The 22,246-nt window shown below is 67.8% G+C and carries 17 protein-coding genes; 4 read left to right on the top strand and 13 right to left on the bottom strand.

All coding sequences use genetic code 11. The features are described 5' to 3' along the window. Positions 1-331: 331 nt before the first annotated feature. From tyrS to FHJ30_RS08070, 3 genes are read right to left on the bottom strand one after another with little or no spacing between them, the layout of a single operon-like run. On the bottom strand, positions 332-1,645 hold the full coding sequence (gene tyrS / locus FHJ30_RS08080) for a tyrosine--tRNA ligase (protein WP_139028772.1): 1,314 nt from the start codon (positions 1,643-1,645) through the stop codon (positions 332-334). A gap of 34 nt (positions 1,646-1,679) precedes the next feature. After that, the gene (locus tag FHJ30_RS08075; RefSeq protein WP_139028771.1) at positions 1,680-3,908 is read right to left on the bottom strand and encodes an AAA family ATPase; all 2,229 of its coding nucleotides are present in this window, start codon (positions 3,906-3,908) and stop codon (positions 1,680-1,682) included. Positions 3,909-3,960: 52 nt separating this feature from the next. Beyond that, a complete protein-coding gene (locus tag FHJ30_RS08070; RefSeq protein ID WP_139028770.1) occupies positions 3,961-4,635 on the bottom strand; it encodes a DNA-3-methyladenine glycosylase in 675 nt (224 codons plus the stop codon). A gap of 115 nt (positions 4,636-4,750) precedes the next feature. Here FHJ30_RS08070 and FHJ30_RS08065 point away from each other — a divergent pair, with 115 nt between their 5' ends. Then, entirely contained in the window at positions 4,751-6,316 is a 1,566-nt protein-coding gene (locus FHJ30_RS08065) for a DNA-3-methyladenine glycosylase 2 family protein (protein WP_139028769.1), read from the top strand. Next, positions 6,313-6,807, top strand: a complete 495-nt coding sequence (locus FHJ30_RS08060) for a methylated-DNA--[protein]-cysteine S-methyltransferase (RefSeq protein WP_139028768.1) — start codon at positions 6,313-6,315, stop codon at positions 6,805-6,807. The genes FHJ30_RS08065 and FHJ30_RS08060 overlap by 4 nt, the downstream gene beginning before the upstream one ends. Before the next feature lie 27 nt (positions 6,808-6,834). Here FHJ30_RS08060 and FHJ30_RS08055 read toward each other — a convergent pair whose 3' ends face one another. The 10 genes from FHJ30_RS08055 to argC all read right to left on the bottom strand — a co-directional run bounded on the left by FHJ30_RS08055 (position 6,835) and on the right by argC (position 16,961). Next, positions 6,835-7,596 carry a maleylpyruvate isomerase family mycothiol-dependent enzyme gene (locus FHJ30_RS08055; RefSeq protein ID WP_139028767.1) on the bottom strand — a complete coding sequence of 254 codons (762 nt, stop codon included), beginning with the start codon at positions 7,594-7,596 and terminating at the stop codon, positions 6,835-6,837. A 10-nt stretch (positions 7,597-7,606) separates the two neighbouring features. Next, positions 7,607-8,155, bottom strand: a complete 549-nt coding sequence (locus FHJ30_RS08050) for a pyridoxal 5'-phosphate synthase (protein WP_139028766.1) — start codon at positions 8,153-8,155, stop codon at positions 7,607-7,609. Between the two features lie 147 nt (positions 8,156-8,302). Continuing rightward, entirely contained in the window at positions 8,303-9,718 is a 1,416-nt protein-coding gene (argH, locus tag FHJ30_RS08045) for an argininosuccinate lyase (RefSeq protein ID WP_139028765.1), read from the bottom strand. Beyond that, on the bottom strand, positions 9,715-10,920 hold the full coding sequence (locus FHJ30_RS08040) for an argininosuccinate synthase (protein ID WP_139028764.1): 1,206 nt from the start codon (positions 10,918-10,920) through the stop codon (positions 9,715-9,717). Before FHJ30_RS08040 ends, argH begins: the two co-directional genes overlap by 4 nt. Positions 10,921-10,965: 45 nt before the next feature. After that, the gene (locus FHJ30_RS08035) at positions 10,966-11,496 is read right to left on the bottom strand and encodes an arginine repressor (protein ID WP_139028763.1); all 531 of its coding nucleotides are present in this window, start codon (positions 11,494-11,496) and stop codon (positions 10,966-10,968) included. Next, a complete protein-coding gene (argF, locus tag FHJ30_RS08030) occupies positions 11,496-12,506 on the bottom strand; it encodes an ornithine carbamoyltransferase (RefSeq protein ID WP_139028762.1) in 1,011 nt (336 codons plus the stop codon). The genes FHJ30_RS08035 and argF overlap by 1 nt, the downstream gene beginning before the upstream one ends. Continuing rightward, positions 12,503-13,756, bottom strand: coding sequence for an acetylornithine transaminase (locus FHJ30_RS08025; RefSeq protein ID WP_139028761.1), 1,254 nt, complete (start codon positions 13,754-13,756; stop codon positions 12,503-12,505). The genes argF and FHJ30_RS08025 overlap by 4 nt, the downstream gene beginning before the upstream one ends. Beyond that, entirely contained in the window at positions 13,753-14,712 is a 960-nt protein-coding gene (gene argB / locus FHJ30_RS08020; protein ID WP_139028760.1) for an acetylglutamate kinase, read from the bottom strand. The genes FHJ30_RS08025 and argB overlap by 4 nt, the downstream gene beginning before the upstream one ends. 42 nt (positions 14,713-14,754) lie before the next feature. After that, the gene (argJ, locus tag FHJ30_RS08015) at positions 14,755-15,921 is read right to left on the bottom strand and encodes a bifunctional glutamate N-acetyltransferase/amino-acid acetyltransferase ArgJ (protein ID WP_139028759.1); all 1,167 of its coding nucleotides are present in this window, start codon (positions 15,919-15,921) and stop codon (positions 14,755-14,757) included. Continuing rightward, on the bottom strand, positions 15,918-16,961 hold the full coding sequence (gene argC, locus FHJ30_RS08010; RefSeq protein ID WP_139028758.1) for an N-acetyl-gamma-glutamyl-phosphate reductase: 1,044 nt from the start codon (positions 16,959-16,961) through the stop codon (positions 15,918-15,920). The genes argJ and argC overlap by 4 nt, the downstream gene beginning before the upstream one ends. A gap of 204 nt (positions 16,962-17,165) precedes the next feature. On the opposite strand from argC, the gene FHJ30_RS08005 reads away from it, so the two are divergent. Next, a complete protein-coding gene (locus FHJ30_RS08005) occupies positions 17,166-18,131 on the top strand; it encodes a quinone oxidoreductase (RefSeq protein ID WP_139028757.1) in 966 nt (321 codons plus the stop codon). 45 nt (positions 18,132-18,176) lie between these two features. Continuing rightward, the gene (locus tag FHJ30_RS08000; RefSeq protein ID WP_139028756.1) at positions 18,177-22,235 is read left to right on the top strand and encodes a Pls/PosA family non-ribosomal peptide synthetase; all 4,059 of its coding nucleotides are present in this window, start codon (positions 18,177-18,179) and stop codon (positions 22,233-22,235) included. Positions 22,236-22,246: the final 11 nt, after the last annotated feature.

Raw genomic sequence — 22,246 nt, 5'->3', positions numbered from 1 at the left:
TTCGAATATTCCCGAAACAATTCATTCAATGAATTTCTATTTCGTATTTCTTCGCTGCGATGTTTCAATCTTATTTCATTCATTTTCACTTTGCAAATCCGGTTGTTTTCCCGGAATTCACTCTGGAGAATGAATCCGCCCATCAGAAAGTGAAGCATTTCTTCCTTCAGTGCTTCCGCACATCGTGAAGCTGCTTCACTTTTTGTTTGGGGGTTTGTCGCTATTTTTCCGCTTCAGCGGCGGCGACTCAGAAAACATTACACGCTCCCCCGCGGCCGTGCAAATCGGCTGCGGAGGAGCGTGCAAGGCGTCTTCTCGGGCGGGTGAAAGCCTAGGGAACCAGGACTTCCACCGTGGCAAGGTTCTTCTTTCCGCGGCGCAAAAGGAGGTACTGCCCGTGCAGGAGTTCGGACTCTGAAATCACGGCTTCAGGGTCGGAGACCTTCTCGTTGTTGACGTAGGCTCCGCCTTCGCCTACAGTGCGTCGAGCCGCCGACTTGCTTTCGGAAAGACCCGAAGCAACCAGCAGGTCCACGATTCCCATGGCATCCACCTGCACGGTGGCGGAGGGAAGCTCGGAGGTGGCCGCCTGGAGGGTGGACTTGTCGAGGGCAGTAAGGTCACCGTTGCCGAACAGCGCTGCGGATGCCGCAATAACCTTTTCCGTGGCGTCGACCCCATGCACGAGGGACGTCACTTCGTAGGCGAGCTTGCGCTGGCCTTCACGGGCGAAGGGGCGCTCAGCCACAGCTACGGCAATTTCTTCGATCTCAGCCCGAGTAAGGAAAGTGAAGACCTTCAGCCGGTTCACAACATCGGCATCCGCCGTGTTGACCCAGAACTGGTAGAAGGCATACGGGCTGCACATGCCGGCGTCGAGCCAGATGGCGTTGCCCTCGCTCTTGCCGAACTTGGTGCCGTCAGCATTGGTGATCAGCGGGGTTCCCAGGGCATGGACGCTCTTGCCCTCCACCTTGCGGATCAGCTCGGTTCCGCTGGTGAGGTTGCCCCACTGGTCGGAGCCGCCGGTCTGCAGCACGCAGCCGTAATCGCGGTAAAGCTGGAGGTAATCCATCCCCTGCAGGATCTGGTAGCTGAATTCTGTGTAGCTGATGCCCTCATCCGAGCTCAGCCGGGAGGCCACGGCGTCCTTGCGCAGCATGGTTCCCACGCGGAAGTGCTTTCCCACGTCGCGCAGGAAGTCGATGGCGCTCAGCGGCGCTGTCCAGTCCAGATTGTTGACCATCCGGGCTGCGTTGTCGCCCTCGAAGCTGAGGAACCGGCGGACCTGCGCCTGGAGGTAGCCCACCCACTCGGCCACGGTGTCCTTGGTGTTCAGGGTGCGCTCGGCGGTGGGGCGGGGATCGCCGATCATCCCGGTGGAACCGCCCACAAGCCCGAGCGGCTTGTGGCCGGCCAGCTGCAGCCGCCGCATAAGCAGGAGCTGGACGAGGTTGCCCAAGTGCAGGCTCGGCGCGGTGGGATCAAAGCCGCAATAGTACGTCACCGGCCCACCGGCGAGCAGTTTTTCGAGCTCTGCTTCATCGGTGGAGACGTGGACCAGGCCACGCCATTTCAGCTCCTGCCACACGTTGGCAAAAGTGGGGTCGTTCTGCTGCGATTCGAGGCTGTTGAGTTCTGGCACGCCTTCTAAGTTAGCAGTATTGCGCCACGCCGGATCAGCGCTTGATCCCGGCCGGCACAGGTTCCGATGCGATAAGCCGGAGCCGCTGGGTGGCACGGGTCATCGCCACGTACAGGTCCCCCACCTTGCCGTGCTCGTGGTTGAGCATCATGGACGGCTCAAGCACCACGACGCCGTCGAACTCCAGGCCCTTCGCTTCACGCGGGCTGATCACCACGATGTCCTGCTCATAGCTGCCGGCACCTGTTCCTACGCGGCGCCCGTAGGCGGCGCGCAGGGCTGCGGTGGCTTCCGGCAGGAAGGCGCCGTCCGCGATGACGGCGAGGAGCCCGCCGTCGAGCGCGTCCAGTTCCTCGGACAGGACCTCAACAAGGCGGCTGACAACCTGGCCCCGCTCCACCTCATCAATGATGGGCGACCAGCGCCCTTCGCGGACAGCCTTGGGCGCCGAGACCACCAGTCCGGCAGCGTTGGCCATCCGGACCGCGGCTTCGGCGATCTGTGAGGGAGTCCGGTAGTTGACCGTCAGCTCCTCCAGCTGCCAGCGCTCACCGAACATCGGAGCAAGCGCGCCCTGCCACGAATTGGCCCCGGCAACTGAGCTCGTCTGCGCGATGTCCCCGACGATCGTGAAGGACTTCAGGGGGCAACGGCGGACCAGCAGTCGCCACTGCATGGGCGAAAGCTCCTGCGCCTCGTCCACCACGATGTGGCCAAAGGCCCAAGTGCGGTCGCTGGTGGCACGCTCGGCCGCGGTCTGCCGCGCTTCCTGCTCCTGGTTCTGCTCGGCCAGTTCCTCGGCAGACATCAGCGGGTCCACGCCGGCCGCCTCCATGTTGACCAGCGTCTGCTTCGCGTTCGCAAGGTCCCGGGCACGGTCGTGTTCCTGCTGGGCGAGTCCACGCCCGGCCGCCGCATCAAGCTCGCCGAGCAGCTCGGCAGCCTCATCCAGCAGGGGCACGTCGGATTCCGTCCAGGGCGCGTCCGCGGGGCGCAGCAGCAGGGCACGCTCCGCGGCGGTCAGCTTGGGCGTGCAGGCTTCCAGGATTGCCGGCTTGCTGAAGAGCTCGGAGATCAGCTTTTCCGGTGTCATGGGCATCCAGCAAAGGTTGAGGGCGATCCGCACGTCACGCGCGCTGCGCACATCTTCAGCCAGGTAGGAGCGGTCGGCGTTGTTGCCGATGTTCCCGGCCTCAACGAGCTCGGTCATCTGTTCGGTCAGTTCCCGCAGCAGGATCTTGACGAACGTCACGCGTGCCTCGTTGTGGGGCTTGCCGGTGGAGCGTGCCCGTTCCCGTGCCCGGCGCACCTGGCGCTGGGTCAGCACGAGTTTGCGGCCGTCGACTTCGAGGATCCGGTCCTCGGCGGGCATCCGCTGCCGGTTGGCCACGGCATTTGCCACGACGCCGGCCATGTCCAGCCGCCCCTTGATGGCGGCAACTGCGGCGTCCGGCTCGGGCACAGCGTGGATTCCGGGCATAAGACGGCCCAGGCTGGCCATGACCACGCCGGTCTCGCCGAGGGATGGCAGCACCCGTTCGATGTACTTCATGAACGACGACGACGGGCCCACCAGCAGTACGCCGGCGGTCTTGAGGCGGTCGCGGTGGGTGTAGAGCAGGTAGGCGGCGCGGTGCAGGGCAACGGCGGTCTTGCCGGTGCCGGGCCCGCCCTGCACCACCAGCGCACCGGAAATCGAGGAGCGGATGATGCGGTCCTGCTCGGACTGGATGGTGCTGACGATGTCCGACATCCGGCCGGTGCGCTTGGAATTCAGCGCGGCCAGGAGGGCGCCCTCGCCCTGCAGCGATTCGTTGTCGGCAAGCATGCCCGCATCAAGGACGTCATCCTCGATGGCCTTCACCTCACGCCCCTGCAAAATGAGGTGCCGGCGGCGACGCACGCCCTGCCGGTCAAACGCGGTGGCCTGGTAGAAATGGCCGGCCTCGGGCGCGCGCCAGTCCACCATCAGCCGTTGCAGGTCCTCGGTGGTGAGGCCGATACGGCCTATGTACTGCGCTTCCCCCGAGTCCAGGTCCAGGCGGCCGAAGACCAGCCGGTCGTCCACGGCATCGAGCTGTGCCAGGCGGTCCTCATACAGGGCCGCGAATGCGTCACGCTCGGAGACGTTCTGCATGGTGCCCACGGCCCCGGCCCGGCGGACCTGCGCCAGCTGGCGGCGTTTTTCCTCGCGCAGCTCTTCCAGCCGCGCATACAGGCCGGCAACATAGTCCCGTTCGTGGGCCAAATCGGCGTCGAGCATTTAACGTTCCCCTATCGCAAAAGACAGACCTACCATTCTACAACCATTTCCGTTAATGCCTGTGAAACCCGGCCGGATCCGGTTTTGCCCTCTTGGGCTTGGCTGCCTTGTACTGGGAGACGGTGGGGTCGCCGGTGATCCAGAAGCGCCACGAGTACCGGTCCGTTCCGCCTGCACCGGAGACCCCCACCCGGGGGCCTGAACTGACCGGCTGGCTGGGGCGGGGCGGAAGCACCAGCCCGAAAGGCGGGGTCAGCGCATCGCGTCCGCTGTCCGCCGTCGTCATGCCCATAGCCTTGGCCAGCCGGGCGGGGCCCCTTGCGAGGTCGGCGGGGCCCTTGGAGGTGGGGCGCCGGCGCCGCGCCAGTTCCACGCCGTCCACGATCTCCCCGGCCCGCAACAGCAGGGCCGAGGCCGTTCCTTCCGGTCCGCACACGAGGTTGGTGCAGTGATGCATTCCGTAGGTGAAGTAGACGTAGAGGTGTCCGGCCGGGCCAAACATGGGTGCATTGCGGGGCGTGGGCCCGCGGTAGGTGTGGGATCCGGGGTCAGGATGCAGGGAATCCTCGGGCCCCAGGTAGGCCTCCACCTCGGTGAGCCGGACGGACACCGTGCCCTCCCGCGACTCGTGCGTCAGCACCGCGCCCAGCAGCAGCGGGGCCAGCTCGCGGGCATCCCCGGACAGGAAATCCCTCAGCGATGCGCCGGCCAGCGGATTTCTGCTCATGGCGAGACTCTATCCAAAGCCGGACGCCAAAACCGGGAATTCCGGTATCAGCAGGGGAAACGGCCGTGTCCGATTTCCGCTAGCCGGGGCACTGCCCGGCTGGCAGGATGGAGGAATGGACTTCTGGCAGCGCTACCGGGCAATCGATGCCCGGGACACCCGGTTCGACGGGCAGTTCTACACTGCCGTCCGGACAACGGGCATCTACTGCCGCCCCTCCTGCCCGGCCAGGACCCCCAAAGCAGCCAACGTCACGTTCTACGAAACCTCCGCCGCAGCCCACGACGCCGGCTACCGGGCCTGCAAGCGCTGCCTTCCGGAGGCGGTTCCGGGGACACCCGCCTGGAACCTGCGCCAGGATATTGCCGGGCGAGCCATGCGGCTCATTAACGACGGCGTGATCAACCGGGACGGCGTGGAGGGCCTGGCCGCCCGCCTGGGCTATTCGTCCCGCCAGCTCAACCGCATCCTCACCCAGGAACTGGGCGCGGGGCCATTGTCGCTGGCCCGGGCCGGCCGGGCGCAGACCGCCCGGACCCTGCTGGTGTCCACCACCATGAAGCTGGCGGACGTCGCGTTCGCGGCGGGCTTCAGCAGCGTCCGGCAGTTCAACGAAACCATGCTTGAGGTCTTCGGCATGACCCCCACTGCGCTGCGGGCGGCCCGGCAGCCGAAGGCCCCCGCCGGGTCCACGGCCATCACCCTCCGCCTCCCCTACCGGGAACCTTTCGACCCCGGGATTTTCACATTCCTGGCCGTGCGCGCCGTGCCTGGAATCGAAGTTGGAACCACGGCGTCCTACGCCCGAACGCTGCGGCTTCCCCACGGGGACGCGCGGTTCCGGGTGGATTACGACGACGGCGGGCCCGGGCGGCCGCTGACCCTCACCATCGGCGCGGTGGACCTCCGCGACCTGCCGGCCTTGCTGAGCCGCGTCCGGAGGCTGTTCGACCTGGACGCTGACCCGCTTGCCATTGACAACGCGCTGGCCGGGGACAGCCGGCTTGCGGATGCGGTGGCAGGTGCCCCCGGAATCAGGATGCCCGGAGCGCTGGATCCCGCGGAAATGCTGGTCCGGGCGATGGTTGGGCAGCAGGTGACCGTCGCTGCGGCGCGGACCGCACTCACCCAACTGGCCGCCGTCGGACGCCCCAGCCAAAGCCCCGGCGAGGGCCTTGACCGCATGTTCCCCACGGCAGCGGAGATCGCTGCAGACGGCCACGCCCTCCTGCGCGGACCCCGGAAGCGCACCGAGGCGCTCCTCGCAGCCGCTTCCGCCCTCGCGGAGGGTAGGCTCGACTTCGGCTACGGCGACGACCCGGCCAGCCTGGCCGCCAAGCTGCTGCCCCTGGCGGGGGTTGGACCGTGGACGGTGGGCTACCTCACCATGCGGGTGCTCGGCGCCCCGGACGTATTCCTGGCCAACGACGCGGCGGTGCGGAACGGGATCAAGGCACTGAGCGGCATGGCGGAGGCCGTGGCGAATGCGGGACCTGGTCTCCCGGGTGCTGCGGGCCGAACCCCGGACTTCCGAGAGGTCAGCCCGTGGCGCTCCTATGCCACCATGCACCTGTGGCGGGCGGCGGCCCCGCCCACTGCCGGCGCGCGTCCGCGGGCAGCGCTTGCCGCGGCAGGCACCAGCAGAGCACGCACCAGCACAGCAGAGAAAGCGAACCGATGAAGGCCCAGTTGCTCCAGATGTCCACCCCGGACGGACCGTTCACCATCCTGGCCCAGGACGGCGTGGTCCTCTCCAGCGGCTGGACCGGCAAGTCCGGCGACCTGACCGGGCAGATCCACCCCTCCCTGCGGCCCGCTTCGGTTGAACTGGTCACCGACCTTGGGGAAATCTCGGCTGCCGTGGAGGCGTTCTACGCGGGCGATCCGGCGCCGGCCATGCAGGTGCCGGTGAGGCAGAAGTCCGGGCCGTTCCGCGCCCACGCCTGGGACGTGCTCCGGCTGGTGCAGCCTGGATCCCCCGTGACGTACACGGAGTATGCCGGGCTGGCCGGCAACCCGAAGGCCGTCCGGGCGGCGGCCAGCGCCTGCGCCTTCAATGCCGCTGCCCTGTTTGTTCCCTGCCACCGCGTGATCCGGACGGACGGGTCGCTGGGCGGCTTCCGGTGGGGACTGCCCATCAAACAGAGCCTGTTGGCGCGCGAAGCCGCCTGACAAGCCGCCTGACGAACGGGAACCCTGCTATTTGGATGCAGGGGTCCCGGCCGGCCAGGGCAGCAGCGGCGGCAGGTCGACGCCGTCGGCCGCGGCGGAAGCCCGCAGGCTCCCCAACGTGGGTGTGCGGCCGGCCAGCCAGGCGGCGATATCGGTGACCATGCCGCTGACCACGGTGGACCGGTTGCCGCTGCCGATAGAGACGGGCGGCAGGCCAAGCGGCTGCAGGACCAGCTTCTCCTCCGGCGGGACGCGGGCTGCGAGGAAGTCGAACAGGTGCTCGCAGAACGGCCGGCTCCAGGTTTCCGGTCCCCTGCCGGTCAGCAGGTCGGAGTTATGGATGACGAGCTCGCGCCAGAGGGCCAGGCCACCGTCCAGGACCACCCCGCCCCGATAGGAAATGGGCGCCCACCAGCCGGTGCGGTTGGCCGAAGAATCCTTGATGCCCGGCAGCGCATCGAACGCCCGCAGGACACGCTCCAGGGCCGCGGCCAGGTCCGTCCGGTGCGTAGCGGCATCGTGGCCCGCCGCCATGTCGATCGCCTTGTTCCGGCCGTCCATGCCGCCGTCGTACAGCTCAATTTTTTCCCCGCGCGCCGCGTACTCAAGCTGCCGTGCCATGGCGTTCGAGATGCCCGTGAGGTGGGCCAGGACGTGTCCGCGCGTCCAACCGGGCAGGGCGGACGGAGCCTTCACGTCCGCATCGGTGAGCTTGGCGGCGTCGGCGGTGACGTCATCGGCAGCTTGATGGATTCCGGCGAGCAGTGCGTCAGGTGCGGGGGCGGTCATGGCGCCCAGCCTAGTCCAGCCGCGCGCCGTCCGCGCCCAGGCGGTGGCGGATATGGTTGCCGTCGTTGCTGGCCTGCCAGAACTCGATCTCACTGGGGCGGATGGCGTACAGCTGCCACTCAGGGTTGTCCCTGCCGTCCGCACGCGGCCGTTCGGCCCAGTCCCTGGCCGAGGCCTCGGCGGACAGCACGACGACGGGACCCGCCACGCGGACCTGCCGGCCCAGCGATGGCCAGTAGAAGTTGAGGGCGGCGTGCGGGTTGCCGCCCAGTTCCCTGCCCTTGCGCGACGCGCGGGACGTGGCAAAGTGCCAGCCGTCGTCGTCGATGTTCTTCAGGATCAGCATCCTGGACGAGGGCTGCTGTCCACCGCCGGAACCGGGGCCAACCGTGGCCAGGCTGCACGCATGCGGCTGCAGCTCTCCCGCCGCCAGGGCCTCGTCCAGCCACTGCTTGAAGAGCAGGACCGGGTCCTGCGGCGACTTGTCCGGATCGAAGCCGGGCAGGTCAGAGGGAAAGTCGGGCAGGGTGCGAAGGAACTTCCGGAAGGTTTCGCTCATGCGGCCATGGTAGCCCGGGCCTCCTCCCCGGCACCGCCCCAACGCTCTCTCACTTGATGCGTGAAAATGGCCAACGCTCTCTCACTTTCTCGGGGAAAGTGAGAGAGCGTTGGCTGGAAAGGCACGTTAAGTGAGAGAGCGTCGCTGTCAGGCTGCGTACTCCCGGGCGCCCGCGAGCTCCGCCTCCAGCGCAGCCAGTTGGCGTTCGACGGCGGCCGGTGCCGTTCCGCCTTGGGAGTTGCGGCTGTTGAGCGATCCCTCAGTAGACAGGACCGTGCGGACCTCCGGCGTGAGGTGCTCCGAGATGGCGGCGTATTCCTCATCCGTCAGGTCCCACAGCTCCACGCCGCGGGATTCCGCCTGCTTGACGGCCGCGCCGGACAGCTCGTGCGCCTCGCGGAACGGGACGCCCTGGCGGACCAGCCACTCCGCGATGTCCGTGGCCAAGGCGAAGCCCTGCGGCGCCAACGACTCCATCCGTTCGGTGTTGAACTTGAGCGTCGCGATCATGCCGGAGACCGCCGGGAGCAGGAGCTCAAGGGTATCCGCGGCATCAAAGACCGGTTCCTTGTCCTCCTGCAGGTCGCGGTTGTACGCCAGCGGCAGGCCCTTGAGCGTGGCCAGGAGCCCGGTCAGGTTGCCGATCAGCCGCCCCGCCTTGCCACGTGCCAGCTCCGCCACGTCCGGGTTCTTCTTCTGCGGCATGATGGACGACCCCGTGGAGTACGAGTCATGGAGCGTGACGAAGGAAAACTCCTTGGTGGCCCACAGGATGACCTCTTCGGAGATCCGGGACAGGTCCACCCCGATCATGGAGCAGACCCAGGCGAACTCGGCGAAGACGTCGCGGGACGCGGTACCGTCGATCGAGTTGTGCGCCGCCGAGAAGAATCCCAGGTCCGCCGCGACGGCCTCGGGGTCCAGCCCCAGTGAAGATCCCGCCAAAGCACCTGAGCCATAAGGCGAAACGCCCGCGCGCTTGTCCCAGTCCTGGAGCCGCTGCACATCGCGCAGCAGCGCCCAGGCGTGGGCCAGGAGATGGTGGCTGAGCAGCACCGGCTGGGCGTGCTGCAGGTGGGTTCGGCCCGGCATGGCAACGCCGTGGTGCGCCTTGGCCTGCTCAACGAGGGCATCCACGGTGGCCAGCACGCCGCGGGCGATGATCCGGGCGTGGTCGCGCAGGAACATCCGGCCCAGCGTGGCAACCTGGTCGTTGCGGGACCGGCCGGCGCGGAGCTTGCCGCCCAACTGTGCGCCGGCGCGCTCGATCAGCCCGCGCTCCAGCGAGCCGTGCACGTCCTCGTCGGATTCGGCCGGCACATAGGCGCCCGAGGCGACGTCCTCATCCAGCCGGGTGAGGGCCGCCAGCATGCCTTCCAGCTCGGCGTCGTCCAGCAGGCCCGCCTTGTGCAGCACCCGCGCGTGGGCCTTGGAGCCGGCGACGTCGTAGCGGGCCAGCCGCCAGTCGAAGTGGGTGGACTTGCTCAGGGCCGCCAGGGCATCGGCGGGGCCGCCGGCGAACCGGCCGCCCCACAGTGCACCGGTATTTGTAGCGCTTGTCACTGACCTGCGACCCGGATGTCGCGGCCGGAGGCAACCTTGGCGGACATGCCCCACAGCTCGATGAAGCCGCGCGCCATGGACTGGTCGAAGGTGTCGCCGGTGTCGTAGGTGGCCAGGTTGAAGTCGTAGAGCGACGTGTCGGAGCGGCGCCCGTTCACGATGGCCTGGCCGCCGTGCAGGGTCATGCGGATGTCGCCGGAGACGTACTTCTGGGTGTCCTCGATGAAGGCGTCCAGGGAGCGCTTGAGCGGGGAGAACCACTGGCCGTCGTACACCAGCTCGGCCCAGCGCTGGCCGACGGTTGCCTTGAAGCGGGCCTGCTCGCGCTCGATGGTGATGTCCTCGAGGTGCTTGTGCGCGGTGATCAGCGCCATGGCACCCGGTGCTTCATAGATTTCGCGGGACTTGATGCCCACCAGGCGGTCCTCGACGACGTCGATCCGGCCCACGCCCTGGGCGCCGGCGCGGCGGTTAAGTTCCTTGATGGCCTGCAGCGGGGTGACTTTCACGCCGTCGATCGCCACCGGAACGCCGGCTTCGAAGGAAATGATGACCTCATCCGGTGCCGGCGGGAACTCCGGGGTGGCGGTGTAGTCGTAGATGTCCTTGGTGGGGGCGTTCCAGATGTCTTCGAGGTAGCCGGTTTCCACGGCGCGGCCCCAGACGTTCTGGTCGATCGAGTACGGGTTCTTCTTGGTGGTCTCGATCGGCAGGCCTTTTTCCTCGGCGAACGCGATGGCCTTGTCGCGGGTGAGGGCAAGGTCGCGGACCGGAGCGATGCACTTCAGGTCCGGGCCCAGGGTCTGGATGCCCACTTCGAAGCGGACCTGGTCGTTGCCCTTGCCGGTGCAGCCGTGGGCAACCGTGGTGGCGCCGAATTCACGGGCAGCCTTGACCAGGTGCTTGACGATGACCGGGCGGGAGATGGCCGAGACCAGCGGGTAGTGGCCCTGGTAGAGGGCGTTGGCCTTGAGCGTGGGGACGCAGTACTCGTTGGCGAACTCGTCGGAGGCGTCGGCCACGTAGGCCTCGACGGCGCCGCAGCCCAGGGCGCGCTGGCGGATGGTCTCCAGGGACTCGCCGCCCTGTCCGACGTCGACTGCCACGGCGATGACCTCGGCGCCGGTGGCTTCGCCGATCCAGCCGATGGCTACTGAGGTGTCCAGGCCGCCTGAGTAGGCCAGCACGATGCGTTCAGTCACTTGGATGCTCCTTGGGATTGGGGGTTGTGGATGTTGTCTTCAAGCTTATTGCCCCGCTTCTTCAGCCAGTTGCAGGAACCTGGCGGCCAGGTCCTGGCCGCCCTCGGGGTCCCGGGAGACCAGCAGCACGGTGTCGTCCCCGGCGATGGTCCCCAGGATGGACGGCATCACCGAATGGTCAATGGCGAGTGCCAGGAAGTTGGCGGCGCCCGGCGGGGTACGGAGCACGGCGATGTTGGCCGAGGCCTCCGCCGTGACCAGCAGTTCACTGCAGAGCCGGGCCAGCCGGGCGTCCAGGATCTCCTGGCTCACCCCGCTTTTAGCGGCCCGCTCGCCGCCTTCACCGGGTACGGCGTAGACAAGCACGCCCTCCTTGCCGCGCACCCGGACAGCGCCGAGTTCCACCAGGTCCCGCGACAGCGTCGCCTGGGTGACCTGCACACCGTCGTCCGCCAGCAGGGCCGCCAGCTCAGCCTGGGAACGCACCGATTCACCCGTCAGGATGGCCGCGATCCGGGCCTGCCGGGCCGTTTTGGTTGCCGGGCTGGAGCCCGGCGACGCCGGTTGGGCAGACACTAGAACGTGCTCTCCCCGGTGCCTTCAACCGGAGCGAGGCCGTCAACGAAGGCCAGGCCGGACCGGTGCATCAGCCATGCCATCAGGGCCTTCTGGGCGTGCAGCCGGTTTTCGGCCTCGTCCCAGACGATTGACTGCGGACCGTCGATGACGCCCGCGGAGATTTCGTAGCCGCGGTAGGCGGGCAGGCAGTGAAGCACGACGGCGTCTTCCGCAGCCTGTGCCATTGCCGCCTCATCGACGGAGTACTCCCGGAACAGCTGGAGGCGGGCTTCCTTCTCGGCTTCCTGGCCCATGGACACCCACGTGTCCGTTGCCACGACGTCGGCCCCCTTCAGGGCCTCCGCCGCGTCACTGGTCACCAGCACCGAACCGCCGGTCTCCGCGGCGCGTTCCTCCGCGGCTGCCACGATGTCCGCTGCCGGGAGGTAGCCCTCGGGCCCGGCAATCCGGACGTGCATGCCGGCCGTGACTCCGGCCAGCAGGTAGGAGTTCGCCATGTTGTTGGCCGCGTCGCCCAAGTAACTCATGGTGAGCCCCTTGAGCTGGCCCTTGTGCTCCTTCACGGCCAGCAGGTCCGCGAGCAGCTGGCACGGGTGGTAGTCATCGCACAGCGCGTTGATGACCGGCACCTTGGAGTTCTCGGCCATGGCCACCAGGCCGGCATGGGCGCCGGTCCGCCAGACAATGGTGGACACCATGCGTTCCAGGACCTTGGCGGTGTCCTCCACGGACTCCTTGTGGCCGATCTGCGCCTCGCCCGGGTTGATGATCAGCGCATTGCCGCCCATGTCCGCGATGCCGGTGGCGAACGAAACGCGGGTCCGGGTGGAGGTCTTGTCGAAGATCACGGCCACGGTCTTGCGGCCGTTGCCCTCGGCAGCGAAAGGCTGCACGCTGTACGGCGCGGCCTTCATGCGGACGGCGAGGTCCAGGACCTCGGCCTGCTCTGCGGGGCTGAGGTCCGTGTCCTTGAGGAAGTGCCGGGTGGTGCCGGTGGCTGTTGTCACTGGGCGTCCTTAGCTGCTTGGAGGATGGCCGGGAAGGCGGCCAGGAAGGTGTCTGCCTGCGCTGCGGTGAGGACCAGCGGCGGCGCAAGCCGGATGGTGTGGGGACCCGGGCTGTTGACGATGAAGCCCGCGTCCAGGCCCGCCTGCACCACGGCGGGGGCCACGTCCGCGTCGAGGTCGAAGCCGATGAGCAACCCTTCGCCCCGGACTTCGGTGACGCCCGGGATGGCCCCCAGCGCGGAACGCAGGTGCTCCCCGACCGATACAACGTTCGCCAGGACGTCCTGGCTTTCGATCGCGTGGAGCGTGGCGAGGGCAGCTGCCGTGGCCACCGGATTGCCGCCGAACGTGGTGCCGTGCTGGCCCGCGGACAGCAACGACGACGTGTGGCCGCCGAACGTGACCAGCGCACCGATCGGGAAGCCGCCGCCAAGGCCCTTTGCCAAGGTCACGGCGTCGGGCATGATGCCTGCGTCCTCGCTGGCAAGCCACTTGCCGGTGCGCCCCATGCCGGTCTGCACCTCGTCCAGGATCAGCAGCGCCCCTACCCGGGCAGTGAGCTCCCGAGCGGCCCGAAGGTATCCGGACGGCAGGGGCCGCACGCCCGCCTCGCCCTGGATGGGTTCCAGGAAGACGGCGGCCACGGTTTCATCCACTGCGGCTTTGAGCGCCTCGACGTCCCCGAAGGGGATGTGCACCACGCCGCCGGGCAGCGGCTCAAACGGCTCCCGGTAGGCCTCCTTGGCGGTCAGGGCAAGTGCGCCCATGGTCCGGCCGTGGAACGCGCCTTCGAGGGCGATGATTTTGGTCCGCTTCACGCCGCTCCCACCCGTATTGCGGCGGGCCAGCTTGAAGGCAGCCTCATTGGCCTCGGTGCCGGAGTTGGTGAAGAACACCTTGGAACCGGCCGGCGCCTCGGTGAGGGCCAGGAGTTTTTCGGCGAGGGCGATCTGCGTGGGGCTGGTGAAGAAGTTCGAGACATGCCCGAGCGTGGCCAGCTGGCTTGAGATGACGGACGTGACGAAGGGATTCGCGTGGCCCAGCGCGTTGACCGCGATCCCGCCCAGGAGGTCCAGGTACTCCTTGCCGTCCGCATCCCAGACCAGGCAGCCGGCGCCCCGGACCAGCACACGCTGTGGAGTGCCGAACACGCCCATCAGGGAGGTGGAGTAGCGTGCCAGCCACTCGGAGCCGGCGTGGCCCGTGGTCTCCACGAGCTCCGTCACCGCTGACTTTTCCACCGCGTTCATCCGTTGATCTCCTCGTCCGGGACTACCTGCGTGCCGATGCCCGCCGTCGTAAAAGTTTCAAGAAGCATGGAATGGGGCAGGCGCCCGTCCACGATGTGCGCGCGTTCCACACCCTCGTCAATGGCCTTCAGGCAGGCTGCCATCTTGGGGATCATGCCTGATTCGAGCCGCGGCAGCATGTCCCGCAGTTCCGAGGCCGTAAGGGAGGAAATGAGGGAGGACTTGTCCGGCCAGTTGGCGTAGAGGCCTTCGACGTCGGTCAGGATCACCAGCTTGGAGGCGCCCAGCGCCGACGCAACGGCAGCCGCGGCGGTGTCCGCGTTGACGTTGAGGACCTGGCCGGTGGTCTGGAACCCTGCCGTGCCGAGGAAGCCGTCGCCGTCGTCCACGATCTCAGGCGCGACGGTGGAGATGACGGGGATGCGGCCGGCCCCGAGGATGTCCTCGATGCCTGCGGGATCGACGCCCACCACCTCGCCCACCAGCCCGAGGTCCACCTCTTCGCCGTCCACCACGGTCCCGGTGCGGACCGCGCGCAGCAGCCCGCCGTCTTCACCGGACATACCGACGGCGTAGGGGCCGTGGGAGTTGATCAGTCCCACCAGCTCGCGCCCCACCTGGCCGGTGAGGACCATGCGGACCACATCCATGGCCTCGGGCGTGGTGACGCGGAGGCCGCCCTTGAACTCAGACTCGATGCCCAGCCTGCCGAGCATGGAGTTGATCTGCGGGCCGCCGCCGTGGACCACCACGGGATGGATGCCCACGTGGTGGAGGAAGACAATGTCCTCGGCAAAGGCGCGGCGGAGCTCATCATTGACCATGGCGTTTCCGCCGTACTTGACCACCATGGTGGTGCCTGCGAAGCGCTGGATCCAGGGCAGGGCCTCAATCAGCGTCGCAGCCTTGTCCTGGGCGTCGGACATGCTGGTGGTTTCACGCGTCTGGGTGTTCATGCTGTCACTTTCCGCAACGGTTTCTGCCGGGGGCACGGGACCCTAGCTGGAGTAGGCGCTGTTCTCGTGAACGTAGTCGTGGGTGAGGTCGTTGGTCCAGATGGTGGCCTCGGCGTCTCCGGCCTGCAGGTCGATTTCCACCAGGACCTCACGCGGTTCCAGGTTCACCAGGCTGCGGTCATCCCCGATGCTGCCGTTGCGGCAGATCTGGATCCCGTTCATGGCCACATTCAGCTGGTCCGGTTCGAACGCAGCGTCGGTGGTGCCAACGGCGGAGAGCACCCGCCCCCAGTTGGGGTCCTTGCCGAAGATGGCGGCTTTGAAGAGGTTGGAACGGGCTACGGACCGGCTGACGGTTTCGGCGTCGGCTTCGCTGGCGGCATTGAAAGTGCGGATGGCGATGTCGTGGCTGGCACCCTCGGCGTCCGCGATCAGCTTGCGGGCAAGTTCGGCGCAGACCTTGATCAGGCCCTCGCCAAACGCTTCGGCGGAGGGAACAGCGCCGGACGCGCCGGAGGCCAGCAGCACCACGGTGTCGTTGGTGGACATGCATCCGTCGGAGTCGGCCCGGTCGAAGGTAATGCGCGTGGCGTCGCGGAGGACGACGTCGAGCATTTCCGGCTCCACCGTGGCATCCGTGGTGAGCACCACCAGCATGGTTGCCAGGCCGGGAGCGAGCATGCCCGCGCCCTTGGCAATGCCGCCGATGCTGAATTCCTGGCCGTCGGCGTCGCTGCCGATGAACAGCGCGGATTTCGGCACCGAGTCGGTGGTCATGATGGCCAGGCCGGCTTCGGGGCCGCCGTCGGTGCTGAGTGCGGCGGCGGCTGCCTCCACGCCGGGAAGGATCGTGTCCATGGGCAGCTGCTCGCCGATCAGGCCCGTGGAGCAGACAAACACATCCGTGGCGGAGATGCCCAGCACCTCCGCCACCTTTTCGGCAGTGCTGTGCGTGTTCTGGAAGCCGGTGGGCCCAGTGCAGGCGTTGGCGCCGCCGGAGTTGAGGATGACTGCGTCCACGCGGCCGTCGGAAACCACCTGGCGGGACCAGTGGACCGGGGCCGCAGCCACCCGGTTGCTGGTGAAGACTGCGGCGGCAGCCTTGGACGGTCCGTCGTTGACCACCAGGGCAAGGTCCGGGTTGCCGGAAGCCTTCAGTCCTGCGGTAATGCCGGCGGCCCGGAATCCGGAAGGTGCGGTAATGGTCACGGAGCTACTCCCTGCAGGTCAAGGCCGGCGGTTTCCGGCAGGCCGAGTGCGATGTTCATGGACTGGACGGCGCCGCCGGCGGTCCCTTTGGTGAGGTTGTCGATAACGCAGGTGACGATCACGCGGCCGGTGTGGGCGTCAAAGGCAAGCTGCATCGCAGCGTGGTTGGACCCCTGCACGGACTTGGTGGAAGGCCACTGGCCTTCCGGCAGGACGTGCACAAACGGTTCGTCCTCGTAGGCGTCGGTCCATGCCTGGCGCAGCTGTTCGGCCGTGGTGCCGTTGAGTGCCTGCGGCTTTACCCTTGCGGTCGCCGTGGTGAGGATGCCGCGGCTCATGGGCGCCAGGGTGGGTGTAAAGGACACCGTGACCTTCTCCCCTGCCGCGTTGGACAGTCCCTGTTCGATCTCGGGGGTATGCCGGTGTCCGCCGCCCACGCCGTAGGGGCTCATGGAGCCCATCACCTCGGCGCCGATCAGGTTCACTTTTGCGGCCTTGCCCGCGCCCGAGGTGCCGGAGGCGGACACGATCACGACGTCGTCGGGCTCCAGGAGGTGCGCGGCGAACCCCGGCGTCAAGGCCAGCAGGGCCGACGTCGGATAGCAGCCGGGCACGGCAATGCGGCTTGCGCCCTTCAGGGCCTCGCGCTGGCCGGGCAGTTCCGGCAGGCCATACGGCCAGGTGCCGGCGTGGGCAGAGCCATAAAACTTCTCCCAGACGGCAGGATCCTCGAGGCGGTGGTCAGCCCCGGCGTCAATGACGATGGTCCCCTCCGGGAGCTGGGCAGCGATTTCGGCCGAGGCACCGTGCGGCAGGGCCAGGAAGACGACGTCGTGGCCGGACAGGTTCTCCACGGTGGTGTCCTCGAGGATGCGGCTGGCCAGTCCGTGCAGGTGGGGCTGGAGCTCGCCGAGCCGGGAGCCGGCGTTGCTGTGGGCCGTGATGGCTCCAATGGTGACATCCGGATGTCCGGCGAGGAGTCGCAGGACTTCTCCCCCGGCATAGCCGCTGGCGCCTGACACTGCAACAGAAATAGTCATGGCCTCCACCTTACAGCAAGAATATTCACTAGTCCCGATATTTATGCATGCGACCATGGCGATTCGGCTCGGGGCCCCTGTTTCCCTTAGCAGGCTCCCTGCACGCTTTCCCTGCAGCTTTTCCCTGCAAGCTTTCCCTGCGGGGTTCCCTAGGATGGAACCTGCAGCCGGGGCTGGAAAGGCCGGGCCCGGGGAAGGAGAGCCATGACGCATGCAATCGTCGCACGGCAGGCGGGCGGCCCGGAAGTCCTCGAATATGTAGAGGTGGACCGGCCGCTCCCGGGCCCTGGCCAGCTGTTGGTCAAAGTTGGTGCGGCAGGAGTGAATTTCATCGATACCTACAAGCGCAGCGGCGTGTACAAGGTCCCGTATCCGTTTACGCCGGGCTCTGAGGCGGCGGGGACGGTTGCCGGACTTGGCGAAGGCGTGACCGGCTTCGCGGAAGGAGACCGGGTGGCCACCGCCGAGGGCACCGCCTGCTACGCCGGCTACGCGCTGGTGGATGCGGACAAGGCCCTGCCCGTGCCGGAGGGACTCGACGACCTCACCGCTGCCGCCCTCCCGCTGCAGGGAATGACGGCCCATTTCCTGATTAACTCCACTTTCAAGGTGGAGCCCGGGCACACCGTGCTGCTCCACGCCGGCGCCGGCGGTGTTGGCCTGCTGATGACCCAGCTGCTCAAGGCCAAGGGTGCCACCGTGGTCACCACCGTATCCACGGATGAAAAAGAACGGCTCGCCCTCGACGCCGGCGCGGACCATGTGCTGCGCTACGAGGGATTTACCGATGCCGTCAGGGACATCACCAACGGCAAGGGTGCCGACGTCGTGTACGACGGCGTGGGAAAGGACACGTTCGACGGCTCGCTGGCCGCCCTGCGCGTCAGGGGGACATTGGTGCTTTTCGGCGCAGCCTCGGGTCCCGTTCCCCCGGTGGACCCGCAGCGCCTTAACGCGGGCGGCTCGCTCTTCCTGACCCGGCCAACCATTGCGCACCACCTGCTGGACGCGGCGGAACGGCGCTGGCGTTCGGACGAAATCTTCGCGGCCGCCGCCAACGGCAGCCTGAAAGTGAGGGTGGGCGGACAGTACCCGCTGGCTGAGGCCGCCCAGGCGCACCGCGACCTCGAGGGGCGCCGGACCACCGGCAAGGTGGTCCTGGTTCCATAGGGCCAGCCGCTTTCGGGGGGCACACTAAGGAACCGCGATGAACTCATGCCGAACAACGGATGGACGGCCGGCAATCCTGGACACTTTCCGTTCATCTTGCCCCGGGACACTGCCCAGGTGACCGAGCAACAAAGCAGCAGCCGGGCAGCCGACGGCTATGCCGCGGAACAGGCCCCGGACAAGATCCGCGGGCGGGCCCGTTACCAGCCACAGCTGGCGGGCTCTGCTGCCGCTCCCCCGGCACGGACGCTGGTTGACATCCTGCTGGACACGGCGGAGCGCTATCCCGACGCGTCGGCCCTCGACGACGGCCACAAGTCGCTGAGCTACGCCCAGCTGCTGGCCGAAGTCCGCGCCGCCGGGCGGGAGATGCACCTGGCTGGGCTGGGCGCCGGGGACAGGATCGGTGTGCGGATCCCCTCCGGCACCAACAGGTTGTACGTTTCCATCCTCGCCATCCTGCTCATCGGTGCCGCCTATGTCCCCGTGGACGCGGACGACCCCGAGGAACGCGCCAGGCTCGTCTTCGGTGAAGCCGGGGTGGCCGCCGTCGTCACGGAAAAGGGAATCAGCCTCACCGGCAGCAGGCCCGCCCCTTATCCGGCAGCCCGGACCGCGCACGTGGACGACGACGCGTGGGTGATCTTCACCTCCGGTTCAACCGGAACCCCGAAGGGCGTTGCTGTACGGCACCGTTCTGCTGCGGCGTTCGTGGACGCCGAAGCCCGGATCTTCCTACCTGCGGAACCGATTGGAACGGCGGACCGGGTGCTGGCGGGGCTGTCCGTGGCGTTCGACGCGTCCTGCGAGGAAATGTGGCTTGCGTGGCGGCACGGCGCCTGCCTGGTCCCTGCGCCCCGTGCCCTGGTGCGGACCGGCATGGATCTTGGCCCCTGGCTCATCAGCCACGGCATCACGGTTGTATCCACCGTCCCTACCCTGGCTGCCCTCTGGCCCGCCGAAGCGCTCGAAAACGTCCGGCTGCTGATCTTCGGCGGGGAGGCGTGCCCGCCGGAACTCGCGGAGCGGCTGGCCGTGGACGGCCGGGAAGTGTGGAACACCTACGGCCCCACCGAGGCCACGGTAGTGGCCTGCGCTGCGCGCCTGGGCGGCCCGGGTCCGGTGCGGATCGGCCTCCCGCTGGACGGCTGGGATCTGGCCGTGGTGGACGGCAGCGGGATTCCCGTTCCCCCGGGAGGCATTGGCGGGCTCATCATCGGCGGCGTTGGGCTTGCCCGCTATCTTGACGCGGCCAAGGACGCCGAAAAGTATGCGTCCTTTCCCACGCTCGGCTGGGACCGCGCCTACCGCTCGGGGGACCTTGTCCGCTTTGAAGCCGAGGGCCTCATCTTTATGGGCCGCGCCGACGAACAGGTCAAGCTGGGCGGACGGCGCATCGAACTGGGAGAAATCGACGCAGCCCTGCAGGCACTGCCAGGGATCGCGGGCGCTGCGGCCGCGGTCCGGACGACGGCGGCCGGGAACCAGATCCTCGTGGGGTACCTTGCGCCGGCCGGGCCTGCTGGGCTGGACCTGGCCGCCGCCCGCAGGCTCCTCGCTGACAGCCTTCCAGCTGCGTTGATTCCGCTGCTGGCCGTCGTCGACTCCCTGCCCACCAAGACCAGCGGCAAGGTGGACCGCCATGCCCTGCCCTGGCCGCTCCCCGGCAGCGGAGCCGACGACGCAGGCCCCGCCCTGGTGAACCTTCCCGATGACGCCCAGTGGATCGTTGACCAGTGGGGCGCTGTCCTGGGCAGTAAGGCAACCAGCCTCGACGCGGATTTTTTTGCGGCCGGGGGCGGATCCCTTGCCGCGGCGCAGCTCGTCTCTGCGCTGCGGGTCCGCTACCCCACGATCACTGTGGCAGACATCTACGCCACGCCCCGCGTCGGGGCCCTGATCGATGTAGCCCGTCAGTCACTGCCGGACGGCGCCCCCGCCGGCCCTGCCAAAGCGCGCACGGTCCGGCCCACCGCCCGGAAGTCCCAGGTTTTCCAGACGCTGATGGGCGTCCCGCTCCACATCCTCGTGGGCATGCGGTGGCTGACGTACCTGATGGCGGCGAACAACCTCCTGGCGGGGCTGGCCGGCTTCACCGCTGCGGCCACGGTGTCCTGGTGGTGGGTGGGTGCGTCCTGGCTGGTGTTCGTCAGCCCTGCCGGGCGCATGCTCATCTCCGTTGCAGCGGCCCGGATCCTGCTCCGGAACGTCAAGCCGGGCACCTATCCCAGATCCGGGAAAGTCCACCTCCGGCTGTGGCTGGCTGAGCAGATCCAGGACCTCGCGGGAGCGGTCAGCCTGGCCAGCGCACCCTGGGTGCCCTACTACGCAAGGGCCCTGGGCGCGAAAATCGGCAGCAACGTCAACCTGCACTCGCTGCCGCCCGTCACCGGTCTCCTGTCGCTGGGCACCGGAGCCAACGTGGAGCCCGAAGTTGACCTGTCGGGATGGTGGATCGACGGTGACAGCGTGCACATCGGAGCCATCCGGATCGGCGCAGGCGCCACGGTAGGCGCCCGGAGCACCCTGATGCCCGGCGCCAGCATCGGCGCCGGCGGCCAGGTGGAGCCCGGCTCGGCGGTCCTGGGCAAGGTCAAGGCAGGCCAGGTAGTGGCCGGTTCACCGGCGGAACGCCGCGGCAAAGCGAAGCAGAACTGGCCCGCCCAGCCGGCCACCGGTGCATTGCTGGCCCGGCTCTGGTTCACAGCCTTCGCCGCCGCAAGCGCACTGCTGGCCATGATCCCCTACGTTTCCGCTGGCGCTGCCTGCCTGGTGGCCTTCCTGTTCATCCGGGGCCACAGCTCACTGTCCGAGGCCTGGTTGCCCCTGCTGGCCTCCCTGCCCCTTGCCGCCCTGGTCTGGTTCACCGCCAACCTGCTGCTGGTCCTGGGAACCACGCGCCTGCTTGGGCTGGGCCTGCGGGAGGGCCACTACCGCGTGCGGAGCCGGATCGGCTGGCAGATCTGGGCTACCGAACGTGTCCTGGACCTGGCCCGGGACCTCCTGTTTCCCGTCTACGCCAGCCTCTTTACGCCCGTCTGGCTTCGCCTGCTCGGAGCAAAGGTCGGCAGGAACGTGGAGGCCTCCACCGTGCTGCTGGTTCCCAAGATGACCACCGTGGGAGAGGGCGCGTTCCTGGCGGATGACACGATGGTGGCCTCCTACGAGCTTGGCGGCGGCTGGTTGCGGATCGCACCGGCCAAGATCGGCAAACGCTCGTTCCTGGGCAACTCGGGCATGACGGGGGCGGGACGCAATGTTCCCAAGAACTCGTTGGTGGCCGTCCTGTCCGCGACACCTTCGAAAGCGAAGTCCGGAACCTCCTGGCTGGGCAGCCCGCCCGTACGGCTGCGGCGCACGGCCATCGCCTCGGACAGTTCGCTCACCTACCAGCCGCCAGCCAGGCTGAAGCTGGCACGTGCGTTGTGGGAGGCCTGCCGGTTCGTTCCCGTGGCGCTCACGGTGGGCCTCGCCGTGGGCGTGCTGCTGGCCCTGGACTGGCTCGCCGCATCCTTGGGCTACGCCGCGGCGGCCCTGCTGGGAGGCATGGTGATGCTGCTGGCCGGTGCCGTGGCTGCTGCCAGTGCAGTGGTTGCCAAATGGGTGCTCGTCGGCCGCATCAGGGCCGGGGAACACCCGCTCTGGAGCTCGTTCATCTGGCGGAACGAAGTAGTGGATACATTCATTGAAATGGTCAGCGCGCCGTGGTTCGCCCGGGCAGCCACCGGCACGCCGGCCCTTGTCTGGTGGCTGCGCGCCCTGGGCGCCAGGATTGGCTCCGGAACATGGTGCGAGAGCTACTGGCTGCCGGAAGCTGACCTGGTCACCCTTGGGGCGAACTCCACCGTCAACCGAGGCTGCGTCGTGCAGACGCACCTGTTCCACGACCGCATCATGAGCATCGGCCCTGTTACGCTCGAAGACGGCGCAACGATGGGACCGCACGGTGTCATCCTCCCGCAGGCGCGCATCGGCCACGGCGGAACGGTGGGACCGGCCTCCCTGGTAATGCGCGGGGAAACGGTACCGGCCGGAACCTACTGGATGGGCAACCCCGTCAGTCCGTGGGCCGGCCCCGGTGTTCCTGCACCCCGCCTGAAGTAAGTATTCGCCAC

This window comes from Arthrobacter sp. BB-1, from assembly GCF_006151685.1.
Taxonomy (GTDB): Bacteria; Actinomycetota; Actinomycetes; order Actinomycetales; family Micrococcaceae; genus Arthrobacter.
This window is presented reverse-complemented; position numbering and strand designations above follow the sequence as displayed.